The 17724-nt window shown below is 35.2% G+C and carries 16 protein-coding genes; 1 reads left to right on the top strand and 15 read right to left on the bottom strand.

Annotated elements, in window-relative coordinates; all coding sequences use genetic code 11:
• Positions 1-57: 57 nt before the first annotated feature.
• From AC4J95_RS13660 to AC4J95_RS13615, 10 genes are all read right to left on the bottom strand, one after another.
• Positions 58-267 carry a helix-turn-helix domain-containing protein gene (locus AC4J95_RS13660; RefSeq protein WP_270791300.1) on the bottom strand — a complete coding sequence of 70 codons (210 nt, stop codon included), beginning with the start codon at positions 265-267 and terminating at the stop codon, positions 58-60.
• Positions 268-336: 69 nt separating this feature from the next.
• Positions 337-735 carry a sigma factor-like helix-turn-helix DNA-binding protein gene (locus AC4J95_RS13655; protein WP_494550355.1) on the bottom strand — a complete coding sequence of 133 codons (399 nt, stop codon included), beginning with the start codon at positions 733-735 and terminating at the stop codon, positions 337-339.
• 302 nt (positions 736-1037) lie between these two features.
• A complete protein-coding gene (locus AC4J95_RS13650) occupies positions 1038-1883 on the bottom strand; it encodes an HAD-IIB family hydrolase (RefSeq protein WP_270791301.1) in 846 nt (281 codons plus the stop codon).
• Positions 1884-1990: 107 nt separating this feature from the next.
• Positions 1991-3448 (bottom strand): 6-phospho-beta-glucosidase, encoded by a 1458-nt coding sequence (locus AC4J95_RS13645; protein ID WP_270791302.1) that lies wholly within the window; start codon positions 3446-3448, stop codon positions 1991-1993.
• A complete protein-coding gene (locus AC4J95_RS13640) occupies positions 3441-4811 on the bottom strand; it encodes a PTS sugar transporter subunit IIC (protein WP_270791303.1) in 1371 nt (456 codons plus the stop codon). Before AC4J95_RS13640 ends, AC4J95_RS13645 begins: the two co-directional genes overlap by 8 nt.
• A 2-nt stretch (positions 4812-4813) precedes the next feature.
• Positions 4814-5119 (bottom strand): PTS sugar transporter subunit IIB, encoded by a 306-nt coding sequence (locus tag AC4J95_RS13635; RefSeq protein ID WP_270791304.1) that lies wholly within the window; start codon positions 5117-5119, stop codon positions 4814-4816.
• 3 nt (positions 5120-5122) lie between these two features.
• On the bottom strand, positions 5123-5452 hold the full coding sequence (locus tag AC4J95_RS13630; RefSeq protein WP_270791305.1) for a PTS lactose/cellobiose transporter subunit IIA: 330 nt from the start codon (positions 5450-5452) through the stop codon (positions 5123-5125).
• 212 nt (positions 5453-5664) lie between these two features.
• Positions 5665-7587 (bottom strand): BglG family transcription antiterminator, encoded by a 1923-nt coding sequence (locus AC4J95_RS13625; RefSeq protein WP_270791306.1) that lies wholly within the window; start codon positions 7585-7587, stop codon positions 5665-5667.
• Positions 7588-7748: 161 nt separating this feature from the next.
• The gene (locus AC4J95_RS13620; RefSeq protein ID WP_270791307.1) at positions 7749-8510 is read right to left on the bottom strand and encodes an SDR family NAD(P)-dependent oxidoreductase; all 762 of its coding nucleotides are present in this window, start codon (positions 8508-8510) and stop codon (positions 7749-7751) included.
• Between the two features lie 58 nt (positions 8511-8568).
• Positions 8569-9366, bottom strand: coding sequence for a MerR family transcriptional regulator (locus tag AC4J95_RS13615; RefSeq protein ID WP_270791308.1), 798 nt, complete (start codon positions 9364-9366; stop codon positions 8569-8571).
• Positions 9367-10218: 852 nt separating this feature from the next.
• Between AC4J95_RS13615 and AC4J95_RS13610 the strand changes: the two genes are divergently transcribed.
• Positions 10219-11571: a hypothetical protein gene (locus AC4J95_RS13610; RefSeq protein WP_270791309.1), complete on the top strand. Its 1353-nt coding sequence runs from the start codon at positions 10219-10221 to the stop codon at positions 11569-11571.
• A gap of 536 nt (positions 11572-12107) precedes the next feature.
• Here the strand turns inward: AC4J95_RS13610 and AC4J95_RS13605 are convergent.
• The 5 genes from AC4J95_RS13605 to AC4J95_RS13585 form a co-directional block, all read right to left on the bottom strand.
• Positions 12108-13052 (bottom strand): ROK family protein, encoded by a 945-nt coding sequence (locus tag AC4J95_RS13605; protein ID WP_494550353.1) that lies wholly within the window; start codon positions 13050-13052, stop codon positions 12108-12110.
• An 11-nt stretch (positions 13053-13063) separates the two neighbouring features.
• Complete coding sequence (locus tag AC4J95_RS13600) at positions 13064-13975, bottom strand: sugar phosphate isomerase/epimerase family protein (RefSeq protein ID WP_494550352.1); 912 nt, start codon at positions 13973-13975, stop codon at positions 13064-13066.
• Between the two features lie 76 nt (positions 13976-14051).
• Positions 14052-15230 (bottom strand): Gfo/Idh/MocA family protein, encoded by a 1179-nt coding sequence (locus AC4J95_RS13595; protein WP_494550351.1) that lies wholly within the window; start codon positions 15228-15230, stop codon positions 14052-14054.
• A gap of 23 nt (positions 15231-15253) precedes the next feature.
• Positions 15254-16249, bottom strand: a complete 996-nt coding sequence (locus AC4J95_RS13590) for an ABC transporter permease (protein ID WP_494550350.1) — start codon at positions 16247-16249, stop codon at positions 15254-15256.
• Complete coding sequence (locus AC4J95_RS13585; protein WP_494550349.1) at positions 16230-17723, bottom strand: sugar ABC transporter ATP-binding protein; 1494 nt, start codon at positions 17721-17723, stop codon at positions 16230-16232. Before AC4J95_RS13585 ends, AC4J95_RS13590 begins: the two co-directional genes overlap by 20 nt.
• Position 17724: the final 1 nt, after the last annotated feature.

The following is a 17724-nucleotide window of genomic DNA, read 5'->3' as shown; positions in this document are numbered from 1 at the left end:
AATAGGTAAGAGCAAACATTTTGAAACCACAAAATTTCAAAATGTTTGCTCCATTGGCTAATTGTCTACATATTTTGTTAAATCAAAAGCGTGAACTGCAAGAATAAATTGTAAAGACAGTTCTTGATAGCAATCCTGATTCATTTTTTTAGATTGATTAAGAGAATTTTTTATGAGCAATGGTTTAAAAGATTCATACAGAACTGTCATTGCTTCTTCGTCACCAGATTGAGCCTTTTTTATTAACGGTACTAGATTACGAGTCATTTCATCCCTCCTATCCAAGAAATATTGAATACATACTTATTGGCGGAGACTTGTTTCGAAGATTGCAGACTAAGTGGAAAAATAATTTCTTAATTTCCCAAAGGTATTCCTTTTCCTCTTTGAAATAGTTTGGCTGCTAACCAAATATTCTTTTCCAATATCAGCATCTGATCGTTGTTCTAAAAACTTCTCGTACATTATTCTTTTTTCTATATCATTAAGAGAGTTTAAACCCTTGAAGAGTAAATCCTGATAAGACAATTTCTTTTCAAGATCTTCATAAAAAGCACTGGGTAAATCTGTACGATTTTCAATTATTTCGTTTTCTATCTCTATGATGTTAAGACAATTTTCAATGAATTCTTTATTTTCCTGATAGATAACCTTATTATACTTACGATAAAATGCTCTCACTTGTCTTTTTATTGTTACTGTAATATATCGAATAAATATATATGTTATATTCATTTCATTCACTAGTTTTGTCACCTTTCTTTATAAAACAGTTTTTATTTCCAATGCATCCATAAGTTGTCTGAACAATATCAAAATTTCGTTAGTCATTTCTGGTAAATATGGTTTATCAAGTTGCTTAACAAAACACAATTTTCCATACTAAAAGACTATTAATATCGAACAAATTATGGGATTGATAATCACGAATGCCTAGTAAAACATATAAATTACTGCACAAAAAAGATGATAATTCTAAGAATCATCATCTCGGATAAATAAGTATTAAAAAGTTGCTTGTTTGTTTTAGCAAAGATTCAGCAAGTATCTTGTGATTCTAATATTTTGTGTATATGCTTTGGAACACCATAAGCATCACAGGACTCGATAACTTCTTTCGCACTTCTCTTTGCTTCTTTAATCGCATTTTGTGGTGCATATGAATTTTTGAATTGCCTTAGCATTGATAGATCATTTTCACCATCTCCGTATACTGCTACCTCATCCTTATTAATTTTTAACTTGTCTATTAGGTAGCCCAATGAATGACCCTTATTGACAGTACTATCAGTCAATTCAAAAATACCATTACTTTCAAATGGCGAATTCACAACACTTTCCTTATTAGATTCTAAAAACTCTCGAAATCTCCAATTTTCTTTAGGATCATCAATGTGACAGTTTATTTTTAATATTCCTTCATTCAAGATATCTTTTTCATTGCACTCAAAAAGAAAATTTTTTAAAAACAAGAATAAGTTATCTCTAGGTAGTTTTGACCTTCTCAGTTCACTACTAACTACATGTTCGATAAATTCTTCTCTTGTTTGTTTTAGATAGATATTCTTTTCTCCAATAAGTTCAAAGAAAACAGCAGGAAATTCTTTAAACATATTCATTAAAAACGGATCATTGATTTTCTTTCTAAATATTATTTCTTTTTGAGGGTTTCTAATCAATGCTCCATTCATGCAAATGATGTAAACGGGATACTTATCAAACTTTATTGCTTTAATATGTTCTGGATACATCAATCTTCCAGTAGCTATCACAAAATACTTTTTCTGTTCTAAAACCCTCTCAATGATGTCATAAACAGGATCATCCGGGTTGCGTCCTTTCAATAAAGTACCATCCAAATCACTGGCAAATAATTTAATCATTTTTTTCCTTTCAAAAAAAGCCACAAGTTACTATCAGGCTATTCACTTATATCCACCTTTCCGCAACTTGCAACTCTCTTCATGCTTTCGCATTTCTTCTGTTTTATTTATTGACGTATGATTTCTCCATTTGAAGCGATGACCTCCTTATAGAAATAAAAACTATCTTTTCGATATCGTTTATAGCTCCCATTACCTTGATCATCAACATCCACATAAATAAATCCATATCTTTTCTTCATTTCCCCCGAAGAAGCGGAAACCACATCAATGCAACCCCATGAAGTGTATCCAATTAAGTCGACACCATCAATATTGATAGCATCATTCATTGCGTCTATATGTTCTTTCAAGTAATCAATGTGATAATCATCATGGATTTTGCCATCCTCTAACTGATCTATCCCTCCAACTCCGTTTTCAACTATAAAGAGCGGCAGTTGATATTTGTCATAAAACATATTTAAAGTTGTTCTAAGTCCTTGGGCATCACGTTGGTGTTTCCATGCCGACTCCTTCTCTTTTAAATAGGGGTTCTTAAGTGTCGGGAAAACATTTCCTTTTGCCTGTTCGGCAAGCACATTTTTGTCTGCACAAACCAAGTGGGAAGCGTAATAGGAGAATGAGATAAAGTCAATCGGATGATTACGTAAAATTTCTTCATCATCCTCTCTGAATGGAATCTCAAAACCAATTCTTTCGTACTCCTTTAATTTGTAATTAGGGTATTCCCCACGTACCATTACATCAGTGAAAAAATATTTACCACGATCGGTTTCATATGCTAACCAAATATCTTCTGGTGCACACCTATAAGGGTAAGAAACACCAGCAGCAATCATGCATCCTACTTTACTTTCTGGATTATCTTCATGAATGATTTTTACAGCCCAAGCTGACCCGGTCAACTGATGATGGATTGCTCGGTTAATTTGAAAGTCTTTCTTTTTACTTTTATCCAGTACAACTCCGCCAGCAAGAAAAGCCAGGTGACTAACTGCGTTTATTTCATTTAACGTCAACCAATAATTAACATATTTACCAAGCCTACGTGCAACGGTACTGACATATTTTTTGAAACATACTAATGTTTCTCGACCTTCCCACCCATTAAATCTTTTCACTAAACTAAGCGGTACGTCATAGTGAGAGAGCGTAACAAGTGGTTCTATCCCATGTTTCTGGCATTCCTTAAAAACATTTTCATAGTATTTTAGACCTGCTTCATTTGGCATTGGATCATCTCCGTTGGGAAATATTCTGCTCCATGAAATAGATAAACGAAATACTTTGAAACCCATTTCCGCTAATAACGCTATATCCTCTTTATATTTATGATAAAAATCGATACCATGTCTACTTGGATAATGGTAATCCTCCTTTTCTTCAAGTGTATCAAGCTCCCCCATGATTGTTTTCCAACGATCGGGGCCTTGTGGAATCAAATCAATATTTCCTAATCCTCTTCCATCAACATTGTAAGCCCCTTCACTTTGATTGGCCGCTATTGCGCCTCCCCATAAAAAATCAGTAGGAAAATTAATTGTAGATATTTTGCTATTCATTTGAATAAAGTCCTTCCTCAATTAGTTCATCATTTTGAGCTTGATTTGATTCGTTTTCTTTTTCTTGTTCTAGCAATTGCTTGTCGTAAACTTTGAAAAATGGATACCAGACAAAGATTAAAATTATCGTTAATAAAATCTCGAATACAATGTATCGCCAGTCCAATGACTTAATAAACCCATTAATTAGAATTGGAAAAGTTCCAGTGATTAGCAAATATGGTGACGTTAATAGACCGGAGATACAGGCAAGCCAGAACAAAATAGCGGAAAGCATTCCTCCGACAACAAAGGGAATCATTAGAATTGGATTGAACATAATCGGTGCTCCAAAAATGACTGGTTCTGAAACTCGGAAGATACTCGGAATAATTGAAGCCTTTCCAAAAACTTTTAATTGTTTAGATTCAGCTTTCAGACAAAGAAGAACAAATGATAATGTGTTCCCAGTTCCGCCTATAAATGCTATTGCCATTGTCATGAAAATTGGGTGAAAAACTAGCGGTTGTCCACTTGCAAACAGCTCTGCATTTTCTGCAAAAGCTGCTAGAGTAATCGGTGTTGTTAACGGCATAACAACCATCATCCCGTGTACTCCAACACACCAACAAATCAAAATGAAGAAGCAGACAAGTAAGGCCCCTGGTACCGAATTAACTCCAGCGATAGGAATTCTAAGGATATTTTCTATTAAAGAAGGAATTGATAATTTAGGATCAAACACACTGATTAGCAAGTTCCCTCCAAAAAAGATACTGATATTAAGTAATAGCGGGACAAGCGAGTTAAATATATCCGATAGAAAAGGCGGAATACCATCCGGCATCTTGATCGTTAAATTGTGTGTTTGACAGAACCTAGTAATCTCTACTGAAAGTAAACTTACTAATATCGCACAAAATAATCCGGCAGCTCCTAAGTAATTCGTATTTATCGCAGATAAAGTCGTTTCATCTGCTAATTGATAGTACATTGTTGGTGCTGCAGTAATGAAAAATAAAATCATCGCTGTTAATCCACTGTTTAAGGCTGACATTTTGTAGCTAGCAGCCAAATAATAGGCAATCGCAAAAGCCGCAATGACAGAAATCATTCCCATCGTCATATTAAATGGAATTAGTATCGTCATTTTGTTTGCCGTCGCAAAATTTAACCAACCAGAAAAAATGGACCAAAATCCGCCTTGTTCAACAAGTTCAGGCGTAACCGGAGGATTTGCAATAATCATAAAAATTGCGGAAACTAAAATAAAGCTGATTGTTGTCATAATTCCTTTTTGAAGGGCCGCGAAATGACGTTGTTGACCAAAAAAATTAGCAATAGGCGTCAATTTTTCTTGAATGAGTTTCATCATTTTATTCATACTTATTCCCCCTCAGCTAAATATTTATCTACATTCTTCATGATATTCTCGACATTTCCTAATCCATAATCCATTGTATTGATTTCACCTACAGGTTTTCCAACTGCTGTTTCTCTTACTTCCTTTAATTTGTATGAGATCTGAGGTGCAACTAAGAGACAATCGTATTCTTGATACACATCCTCATAACCCCCCATAGGAACTGCTTTTACTGATAAATCTCTGCTGTTTTCTCTCCCCCACTTTTCCATTTTTTGCATAAGAATACTTGTGGATAAACCATTTGCACAAATCAATAGAATCTTCATTTTTTATTCTCCTTTCTTATTTTTTTCTAAATTAATAATTTCTTTTATCAAATCAATCGCTAACATACTTGTCATCAAATGATCCTGAGCATGAATTAAAAGTACACTTATTGCTGTTTCTTTCCCTTGTGCTTCTCTTACTAATAATTCTGTTTGAGAATGATGTGCTTTAACAGAGGCCTGCCCTGCCTCTTCAAGAAGGGAATCGCATTCTACGTAATCCTCATCCTTACATTTTTGTAAAGCCTTAAATGCTAAGCTTCTCGCATTCCCAGAATGAGCAATAATATTCATAGATATATTTTCGACAGCTATTTCTTGTTGTTTTTCCATAAATTTTCTCCTTCCAACTTCTATATCTAAATCATAAAGCCAGTTAAGTACTTTCTCCACACAAGGAATTTCCATTACTAAAGGAAATCCTTCAATTCAAACAGATTTATGTAAGTCGTAGCTAAAGAACTCTAGCTTCAAATGAATTAAAAAAACCATGAGGAACAATTTAGTCTAACGAAAAAGAATGACTAATTTCCTCATAGTAATATTTACAAACGTTCCACGATATCTAAAATTTCTGGAATTTTATTTGCTTCTAAAAGTTCTTGGACCTTGTCTTTTCTATCTAATAAAGAAAGCAAATCATTGTATAATGGTTCAAGCTCATCCATATCGTGTGTAGCAATATGAAGAAAACATACCACTTGGACTTGTTTATCTTTCCATAGAATTGGTTTCTCTAATGTTAATAATGACCAAAAAGTTTCGGAAGAGAAAGCCTCAATTGGATGAGGCATTGCCACTAAATTTCCAAAACTCGTTGGAGCAGATTTTTCTCGAGCCAAAACACTTTCTTCAATCCCAAATTGAACATACTTTTTTTCAAACAAATCATTGCATAGGAAATGGATAACCATTTCAGGAGTAGATAATTTCATATTTAAGTAAATAGCATCTTGATTCAAGTACAATATAGCAGTTGATCTATTTTCTGATTCAATCACTTCCTTAATCTGCCCTATCGAATTTTCATCAAGAAGAGCATTTACTACCACAAAAGGAATAGAGATATTTAAGCTGCTTGGTATTGGAACAGTACTAATAATAAAATCAATAGCTTTATCATCGTATTGCTGAATATTGTGAAGTTCTGTTACTCCCACTATAGATATAACATTTTCAAATTTCGACTGTATTTTGTAGTACAACAGTTGTGAACTGCCTCTTCCGGTTGTACAAACAATAAGACATCTTCTTTTCATGTTCTGCTTTTTGATTCTTTCAATAGCAGCCCCAAAATGCAAAGCGATATACCCAGCCTCATCTTCACCAATTGAAACAGAGTAATGCTTTTCTATTGTTTTACAGGCTATTATACCCGCTTCAAAAGCAATAGGGTAATTTACTTTAATTGCATCTAACATTGGATTCCTAATAGACATGCTGTTTTCATAACGATGCAAAACAGGTTTTAGGTGTACTGACAAAGCAGCCAGTAATTCCTTATCACCTTCAATTCCCAAGTCTAATCTATTTTCAACATCCTCAATCATTTTTTTTGCAACTATTGAAACATCTTTTTCTAGTTCATTCCAAATATCTAACTCTTCTTTATTAAAAAAAAGTTTTGTCCCTTTTAGATGCATCGCAATATAATCAGACTCAATATCCGGAAACTCTATCACCAGAGAATTAGATATATCATTTATAATTTTTTTTGCTATCTCAGATTCTTTGCCCCTAATCTGACTTGAATGATGCCTCTGAATGTAACTTGTTTCACGTATTCTTCTGCAAGCAATAGCGATATGTATAATTAAATTGTTCAGCGCCACATCAGACAAACCAATTTTCGACTCTTTTAGTCTTGTTAAGACAATGTCTCGTAATAGTCGCATTTCCTCTTCAGATAGAATCAAATCGGATAAAATGGAAATATTTTGGTCATTCATTCTCGCCGCTACTTTTTCCGCAATAGCATATCTCCTTTTTTTCTCATCACCAATGATGATGACTCCTTTGCTGGGTTTTGATAGTAATTGCATCCCGAATCCATTTAGAGAAGACTTAACATGCAGCAAGTCATTTTGCACTGTTGATCTACTAATGTAAAGCTCATCAGCAAGGTCATCCAATTTGAGGTACTCAGAACTTAACAAAAGCCTCTTTATTAAATAATCTACTCTTTCTTCAGGCTCAACTGGCAATCCATTTTTGTAATCAGTAAAATTATCTAAGAATTTATTCAATTTATACTTGTCAATAATGGATACTTGATAGCCCTTTCCACGAAACGATGAAAACTCAATTCCTGACTCTTCGTTTAGTATACTTTCAATCACCGAAATATCATTTCTTATCGTTCTGGAGGTAACATTGAAATGTTCCGCTAACTTCTTACCTGGAATAATCCTATCTTGATAAATCAAATACTTGAGCAATTCTTCCTGACGCTTCGTCAAAATATTCATCCGGACCCCTCCTTTGTTTCAGTATATATTTTTTATTTTTTTTAATAAGCTTATCTTTTTCCTCTATCTCAGGAAAAAAATAATTTAACAAATTAAAATAAAAATTTGAAAAGCAAGTAAATTGAACGGAATCATCCAACTTACTTGCTTACTTAAAACAACTAGGAGCCAGCTACAAAACCACTGTCCACAGGAATTACTGTACCATTAATAAACGCTGATTCCTCTTGGAACAAGAAAGAAACAACACGAGCAATCTCTTCTGGTTGCCCAAATCTTCCTATGGGCATTCTGTTAAGGCCTTTTTCAAATTCGGCAGGATCTCGTTCCTTAAGACTCAAAACCAGTTCTGTTTCAATTGCCCCTGGAGCAATGGCATTAACAGTTATCCCTTGTCTCGGATAATCCAAAGCAGCTGATTTTGTCAACCCCACAACAGCGTGCTTACTCGCACTATATAAGGCCATCCCTTTACTTCCCGTAAGCCCAGCTCCTGAAGACGTGCTCACAATTCTACCGAAACCATTTTTTTCCATGATTTTTAATTCTCGTATCATACACAACATACAGGCTTTTACATTAATTCCTAGTAGTTGATCAATTTCATCTTCAGTAACTTCACCAAATTTTTTATCCAATATGCCAAATCCGGCATTGTTAAAGGCAAAGTCTAGATGTTCATACTTTTCTTCAATAAAATCGAAACCTTTATCAATTTCAGTTGAATTGAACAAATTACAATTTCTATATTCAATTACCCCACCTAATCTTTCAGCCTCTTCAATCACCGCCGCAGCCTTATCATCTTGTACATCAAAAATAACCACCGTACAACATTTCGATGCCAATTCAAATACTGTCGCTTTACCAATTCCGCTAAGCCCACCGGTAACTAGAGCCGTTTTGTTTTGAAATTCCTTCATCTTCTTTTTCCTCCTTTGTCAGTATAAGGTTAGATTAATCCCTTTACTAACTAGAGGGTCAAGATTTTTTATAAATAGGAATAAGAATTTCGATCAATCTTCTATTTTCTAGTTCGTTGTGAATATGTAACAAATAGTTACCGAATATCTCATTAGTATGTCTGTATCCTTGTTTATCAATATATGAAAATAATTCTGATAAAAAATCTAGAGGATACTCATTATCATTCTCTATAAAAATGTATGTCCGTAAACACATTTCAAAAGCGGAGACAGAAACTTCATTTGAGACGGACACTTCCATTAAGTCCACAATGGTATTATCTAAGGCTAATCCCCACTTAAAATTATTTATCTTTTTATCTGTTAAGTTGAAATGGATAATATATTTAACGAATGCAAATAATTCCTTTTCATTTCCAAAGAGCTTCTCGGTTAACTTATCTGTTAACGTGTCTAATAATAAGTAATGCATTTTTTCATTGAACTCAACTATTTCATATGAAAATTTTTCTTGTCTAGCAACTTGCATTATATCTAAATAGCGCAGGGTTCTTTCATGTAACAAAGAATAGAAAATTTTCTTTTTCTGATAAATCTTTCGTTTTTCCTCAAGTGTTGTCAAATAGTTTTCCCAACTACTATTTTCTTCTGTCGTTAAACTTTCTTTTAACGAGTAACTATTCATTTTATAAACTTGATACCTAACTAACTCATAGATGTTCCAATCATTATAATATCGATAACCGTTCTCTAAATCTCTTCTAGGTGTAACTATCCCTTTTGATTCATAATACTGTAGTGTACCAATTGGAATATCTAAGATTTTTGACACATCTCCAATTTTATAATCCATTTAACATCAGCATCCTATTTTTTAGTCTTATTTTACCACTTGCTTTGTGTAAATATAATCAAAATCAGCTAATAGCTTATTTGGCAAAATTTAAAGTGCTACTACTCGCTGAATTATTTCTTTGGAAATTCCATCGAAAACGTTTTATTATAGATAGACAATCATGTTTTGTATCTGTATCCCCTACTTCATATGGATATGAGCTTATTCTCCTAGCTTTTGTACAATCTGTTTGGATATTAAACTCTTGTTTTTCATCTTTTTAATATAAACAGGCCTGCCAAATATTTGTACAATTTTTCTTTGAGTAATTGATTTCATTTTCTAGTCTTAGTATTGGATAAGCAAAATCTGTATCAATATTTTCATACTTCTTTGAACTCCAAGTTTCCTTTAAGAATAAATAACGAATTTACTTTTTTTTGAATCATAAAAAAACCATCTAAACTATTGCTAATATCGGATTTCAACTTTTGTGTCCCCCAAAAATCATCAAAAAGGACACAAAACACAACCTTGAATTAAGCCTTCTATACCAACGTTCATCGAATCTTTTTTGTTTCGTTATTTTATTTCTACCCCCCCTATTAGATATCGGGAGGTAAACGGTTTTGGGCAGGCGCAAGCGCCTGCCCAAAACCAACCACGCACACTTTGGCGTGTGCGTGTGCACAATGTCTCCTGGCTAACGCCAGGACAAGTGCACACGCCACGCTCCGTAAGGTGCTTAGCAATATCTTCAATATGAATAGTACTTATTAGCTCAACTTTTCTTTCATTTTAGCTCAACTTTTCTTTCATTTTTTTTGTTGTATGCTTATTTTAAAATTCTGTTTGAAAAGGAGTAGCATCGTGAAAAATAAAATTGCAGGGTTAAGTATGAATTTTTCAGAATTAACATTCAAAAATATTGATAATATCAATTTTAGTTCATCAGAGTCTGTACTAAGCTATGATATCCTTATTATTGATTTGAACCATGTCATATATGAATACAGTTTTAAAAAAGATTCAGTAAGAGGTCATCTAGTTTATCATCGTGGAGCCCCATTACTAGATGAGGTTGATTCTTATACTCTAGTATCTGATATAAAAAGAAGAAAAAAGGAAATTGCTGAATTTTTAGAATCAGGAAAAACCATTATTATTATTCCTCCCAAAGAAAATATATATGCAGTTATGACCAATGGCTACGAATTAATTAGACTCCTTTCAATAATACCGATAGATAATTTGGTTTTTCATGCTGGTTCTGGTTATGATTTAATGTATTATACTGATAATATTTACGAGAACTTATTCTCAATAAATGATATTCAGTTTGAATATCATTATTACTTAGAAAGTAGCTTTGAAAGCTCGATTGACTTGGCTATTATCCCCAATTCTAAACGAATAATTGCAAAAGCTTTTATTTTCAAATCTGCTCAGTTATTAATTTTACCAGTATCATTGAGCAGAGATAACTACAAAAGTGATAAAGGTTTTCGTACAGTTGTTAATAATTTTTTGAAGTCAATTGATACTTTTCACGAAGAGAAACAATTTTCTATCGAAGAATTTGAATTGCCTTCTTGGACTAACAATTACCCAATTCTCGAAGAAAATTCTCTTTCTGAGAAAATTATAGAAACTCAAGGAAAAATAGATAATTTGATTGCTCAGAAAGAGAAACAACAAAAACGATTAGAAGCTATTCAAAAATATAAACTAACACTAACTTCTAGCGGGAAAGAGTTAGAAAAAATTGTCACCCAAATTTTCTCCGAATTAGGATTTACGATTTGGGAATCGGAACATAATCGTGCTGATGGTATTTTTGAATATAACAATCACAAATTTGTCATTGAGATTAAAGGTGTTTCTAAAAGTGCCGCTGAAAAACATGCCGCACAATTAGAAAAATGGGTGTCCGAATTTATTGAGAATAATGGCACCATTCCAAAGGCGATTCTAGTGGTAAATGGTTTCCGTAAAAAGGAACTCTCTAAAAGAACTGAAGACATTTTCCCTAAACAAATGATCAACTATTCAAAAAAACGTGACCATTGCTTATTAACCACAACTCAATTATTGTGTCTTTTCTTAGAGATCAAAACCAATCCACAAGAAAAGGGAAAACTTCTTCAAGAACTATTTGATACAACTGGTATTTATAATAGATTTGAAGATCCAGTATCCTTTTTATCAAAAACAAATTCTTAATTCTAGAAAGTTACCAAAAAAGATATACGCTCACCATTTGCTTATATCTTTTTACTACCACAAAAATAGAAATGCATAAAATAACAGAAAGACACATCCATTTAATGAATGTGCCTAAACTATACGTATTCAACTCTTTCTTTCAAGCTAATGATTCTGCTAACAGCTTGCTAACACTTTTTTTGCCATTTTAGTTTATTTGCTACCACAAACTACTAAGTGTAAGATTCGAAATTTATCAAAAAACTTGAAATAGAGCCATTTGAGTCTATTTTGGTGGGTCATATGGAATTTCGATGCTTCTACTTCTAAGCGGACGGTCGGGGGTTCGAATCCCTCCTGTGATGTATTTAATCATTTATAAACTGTTAGCTTAATATGCTAACAGTTTTTTTATTGCAAAAATGAGCGTTGAGAACTTCTGTTTTCCTTATTATTTGAATACTAAAAAATCCTCCCTACTTCAAAATAGGAAAGATTTAAAATCATACTGTAGAACCGAATTAGACAGTTCTTTTGTAGAAAGAAATAGCACATCACCGTGCACTCTTAGTTAAGTAGGAATATGCAGCTCCATAGATTCCCGCATCATTGCCTAATAGAGCTTTTCTTAAAAAGAAGTGATCCTTAATTGGAGGAAAAACATACATTTCCAACTTTTCCTTTAACGGATCTAATAAATCGGCTCCTGCTTCAGATACCCCGCCACCAATAATAATTTCTTCCACATCAATCGTGTTCATAATGCCTGCCAAAGCTTGAGCTAAAACAGTGGTAAACTCATTTAAAACCTCTTTTGCAGCTATATTATTTTGAGCTACCTTTTTAAAAATGATTGGCGGAGTAATGTCTGTCCAAGATTCACCTAACTGTTCCAGCTTTTTTCGCATAGAAAGCATAAGTCCATTGGCTGAAGCAAAGGTTTCTAAGCAATTTCTGCCACCACAGCCGCACAATCTGTTCTCATCAGTTCTAATGGGAATATGACCGATTTCACCTCCAGCAGAATGACAGCCATTTAGTACCTCACCATTCAAGATGATGCCGCCTCCTACTCCTGTACCCAAAGTAACAAAAAGGAGATTTTTCCTACCACAGGCAGCCCCTTTCCACATTTCACCTAAAGCAGCTGCATTCGCATCATTCAGCAAGCAAGCCTCCATGCCCAACTCTCGTTTAATCATTTTCTTCAAAGGCAGCTGCTCCCAACCAAGATTGACGGCTCGAACAACGACCGCTCCATCTGAGGAGATCGCTCCCGGAACACCAATTCCGATACCTTCAACCGCTCTTAAAGTATTCTTGTCTATTGAACTAAGGATTGAAGAACCTATTTCAGCCGGAATGTATCTGCCCTTTTCTGAAATGCTTGTTGGGATCGACCACTTTTTTTCAATTATCCCTTGCGTGTCCATTAATGCAAACTTGATAGACGTCCCGCCAATATCTACACCGATTATCTTTTTATTTTGCTTTTCCAAGGAAACCTCCCCTAGACAAAATTCCGCAAATAATGGGCACTTTGTCTGACGGAACGCTTAACATCTTCATAATCAGATTCGTATGCACGATCTTCAACTTCGATACAGGTATATCCGTTGTAACCAATATCAGTCAACGCAGATACATATTTTCCCCAGTCCACATCGCCTAAACCTGGCAATTTGGGTGACATATATTCCAGAGGTGTTGCCATTATGCCTACTTCCTTCAATTTGTTCGGATATAGCTTAATATCCTTATAATGAATATGGAACAACTTATCTTTGAACTCATAAATAGGTTCTATATAGTCGATTTGCTGCCAAACAAAATGAGAAGGATCGTAGTTAATCCCCAAGTTATCACTATCTAAAATTTCAAAGACTTTCCGCCAATTGCTAGGTGTCGTCATCAGGTTTTGCCCACCAGGCCATTCATCCTCAGTAAAAAGCATTGGACAATTTTCAATCCCGATTTTGATTTCTCGTTCCTCTGCGTATTGGATAATCGGCGGCCAAACACTGGCAACCTCTTTTAGATTTTCAGAGACACTTTTGCTCGGCATCCTCCCTAAGAAAGTCGTCACCAAGTTTACGCCCAACAGTTTCGCTGCATCAATTAGTGTATATAAATGAGCGATTGCTTCTTGGCGTTTTTCCAAGTTTTCATCTAGTGGGTTAGGATAATAGGCCAATGCAGAAATTTCTACCTGTTTTTTCTCACAATAAGCCAAAATTTCTTGCGCTTTTTCTGCTGTTAAATTCTTCGTATCAATATGAGAAACACCCGCATAGCGTCGTTCTGCTTTTCCTTTAGGCCAGCAAGCAACTTCTACACATTCTAAACCCGTCTCCGCTACGATATCAATCATTTCCTCAAAGCTGCTTTGATCAAAAATGGCACTTACAATTCCTAGCTTCATAAATAAAACTCCTTTCAAAATGTTTCCATATTAGAGGACCATTATCAGGATAAATGGTCCTCTTACTTAAAATCGACTATTCCCCTACTTTAGTCCAAGCCTTTGTCTCAGAAGATTTCATAACTGCTTCTGTGACTAAATCCACTTTGTAGCCTTCCGCAAAACTAGTTGACGGTTGTTTTCCACTTACTACAGACTTGATGAATTCGTACGCTTCAATCGTTTTTAATTCTCCATAACCAATGTTCATTCCTGGAATATTCCAGGTAACTTCTCCATAGAAGTGTGCCGGACCAGTATAAATTGTTTTAAAACCTTTTCGATCATCTGGATCATCTGCAAACATAACTTGAAGCTCGTTTAAACGTTCATAGTTAAAGATTAAAGAACCTTTTGTACCGTGAACCTCAATAGAGATAAAGTTGTTTCGACCCCAAGCATTTCTGGTAGCTTCAATACTTCCGACTGCCCCACTTTCAAAATTAACTAAGAATGACGCTTCATCGTCTACATCTACAGGTTCTTTCTTCACATCGCCGTTAAGTTTCACCGTACCTAATAAATCCACTCCGCCTTCTTGCACTGGGCGTTCATTGATATAGGTTTTCACTGTAGAAACGACCTCACTGATGTTCCCAGCTAAGTATTGAGAAATATCAATCACATGAGTAGCAATATCGCCTAATGTCCCTGCTCCGGCAATGGCTTTTTGGAATCTCCAAGATAAAGGAGAATCTGGATCAGCAGACCAGCTTTGCAGATATTGTGCCCGTACATTTAGAATTTCGCCGATTGAACCTTCATCAATAAACTTCTTAGCCAAAACTAAAGCTGGAACACGACGGTATTGATACGCACACATTGAGATAATACCTTTTTTCGCTGCTTTTTCTGCGGCTTCACTCATTGCTTTTGCATCCTGATGGGTACTGGCAATTGGTTTTTCACAATAGACATGCTTTCCAGCTTCTAGCGCAGCGATCGCAATTTCTGCGTGAGAGTCGTTTGGTGTACAGATGCTGACAACATCAATATCTGGATTATTCACAACCGCTTTCCAATCAGTGACTGCTTCTTCAAAACCAAAGCGATCCTTTGCCTCTTTAGCGATCTCTTCTTCAACATCACAAACTACCTTTAGTACGGGAACTGCTGGAGCCGGCCAAAAGAATTTTGGCATATTTGAATATGCTACTACGTGTGCCTTTCCCATAAAGCCTGCTCCGATTAGTCCAACATTAATTTTTTTGATCATTTCAATATCTCTCCCTTAAAATTTTAATTATTTTTTTTACTTGATAAATTGCTCAATGCAACTGCGAAAACAATAATCAACCCTTGAACAATGGTTTGTTGAGAAGAACTCAATCCCGCCAAGATCAAAGCATTTTTGATAATCCCCATCAATAATGACCCGACTAATGCTCCTATAACAGAACCCGAGCCTCCGTTCATAGCGGCACCGCCAAGAACAACTGCTGCTATGACAGACATTTCATCACCATCACCAAAAGAGTATCTTCCTGACTGCATTCTTCCAGCGTATAAAATCCCAGCAAATGCGGCGAATGCGCCTGACATGATAAATACCTTTAACTTGATGAGATTTGTATTTATCCCGCTATATTTTGCAGATAACTCATTCCCGCCAGTGGCTAATGTATGTTTCCCAAATGGCGTTTTGTTAAATAGAAATACACCGACTACATAAAACAGGATCGTCCATAAAATTAGAACAGAAATACCACCAACGCTACCTATACCAAAGACACTATTAAATTGATTGTTCTTGATCGGAACTGCTGCGGTATTCGTAATCCACATAGCCGACCCACGAATAATCTGCATCATTCCCAATGTGGCAAGAAATGCTGGAATTTTAAGAATGGTAACTAAGAAACCATTCACTGCTCCACAAATGACGCCAAATCCTAAGCCCGTTAGTAAGGCTAAAATAATCGAGTTCGTACTTTGCAATACTAAAGACACACACATGGCTGTCATGGCTGCAACCGCACCCACCGTCAAATCAATCTGACCAGCCGCTAATACAAAAGTTCCTGCAACGGCCATGATAGAGATCATTGACGTTTGTCTTAGAATATTGAACAGATTGTTGGAGCTTAAAAAGCCTTTGTTTCCTAAAAAAATCGAGAAAGCCAGAAAAACAATAACAAATACGATGTAAACCATGTATTTATTCCACTCGATTGTTTTAAAATCGATTTTAGTATCGGATGTCTTTTTTTCTAAATTAGCCTGCTTGGATTGCATGCTGTAGTTCCTCCTCACATGAAATTTCTTCTCGTTTAATGTCATTCACTATTTTTCCATCAAAAAGAACCAAGATGCGATCACATGCTGCCAATAGCTCTGCAAGCTCTGAAGAAACTAACAGGACACCGTTTCCCTTATCGGCATACTCGCGAATGATATTAATGATTTCCGTTTTAGCTCCTATATCAACTCCAGCCGTTGGTTCATCCAATAACATCACTTTAGGATTTGTGTTCAACCATTTTGAAATGACAACCTTTTGCTGATTTCCGCCTGACAATAGACTGATTTTTTTGTCTATGCTTGATGTTTTAATATTGAAGTCCGAAACGTTCTTTTTAGTTACTTCTTGTGATTCTTTTTCATCAATTACGAAATCAATAAAGGACAATTTCTTTAAAATAGGTAAAATGTTGTTCTCTTTCACGGAGTGAGATAATACCAATCCCTGTTTTCTCCTATCTTCGGGTACCAGACCGAGGCCGGATTTTATAGCATCTCGAGCATTTTTTATCGTACTCTTTTGATTATCAATATAGATTTCTCCAGCCTCTATTGGACTGATGCCAAATAGCCCTTCCAAAATCTCCGTTCGGCCGCTCCCCATCAATCCAGCAATACCAAGTATCTCCCCTTTCTTCACTTCAAAGGATATCTCGGAAATAGCGTGGTTAATGGTTAAGTTCTCTACCTTTAAAATTGACTCATCCTGTGAATACTCACGTTTTTTCCATTCAAAAGTCGGTCCGTTTTCGCCAACAAAGAACGAAACAATATCCTCTAAGCATAAGTTAGCGATTTCATCTGTTAAAACGTTGGTTCCATCCTTTAATATAGTGATACGATCCGCGATATTCATGATTTCATTCATTCGATGCGAGATGTACACCATCGTTACACCTTTATCTTTTAAGTCATTAATCAACTGAAAAAGCTGCTTTGACTCTCCGTCTGACAAAGAGGCTGTCGGTTCATCAAAAACCAGAATTTTAGCATCCTTAATAACCGCTTTCGCAATTTCCACCATCTGGCTTAGTCCGACACTCAAGCTTTCGACTTTTGCTTTAGGATCAATATCTATTCCTAAATTAAGCAGGGCTGATCGTGCTTTCCTGTTCATTTCCTTTTCATCAATCAATCCGCTTTTTTGCAGCTCATTCCCAAGAAAAATATTCTGTGCCACTGTCATCGATTGAACGAGAGACAATTCCTGAAAAATCATTTCAATCCCGTTTTTTGAGGCATCTTCGCGATTTTTAAAATCGACTAGCTGATCCTCGATCCGAATTTCCCCACCATCTTTCGAGTAAACGCCTGTCATTATTTTCATAAGCGTCGATTTACCCGCGCCATTGCCACCAACCAATGCATGAACTTCTCCTCTATTTAAGGTAAAATCCACGTCCTTTAAAACTTTTGTTTCGCCAAACTTTTTTTCAATCCTGTTCATTTTTAAAATAGAATCAAGCATG

The organism is Enterococcus sp. GPZ-007 (assembly GCF_059374735.1).
Note: the sequence above shows the minus strand (reverse complement) of the source record. Positions and strands in the feature narration are given on the sequence as shown.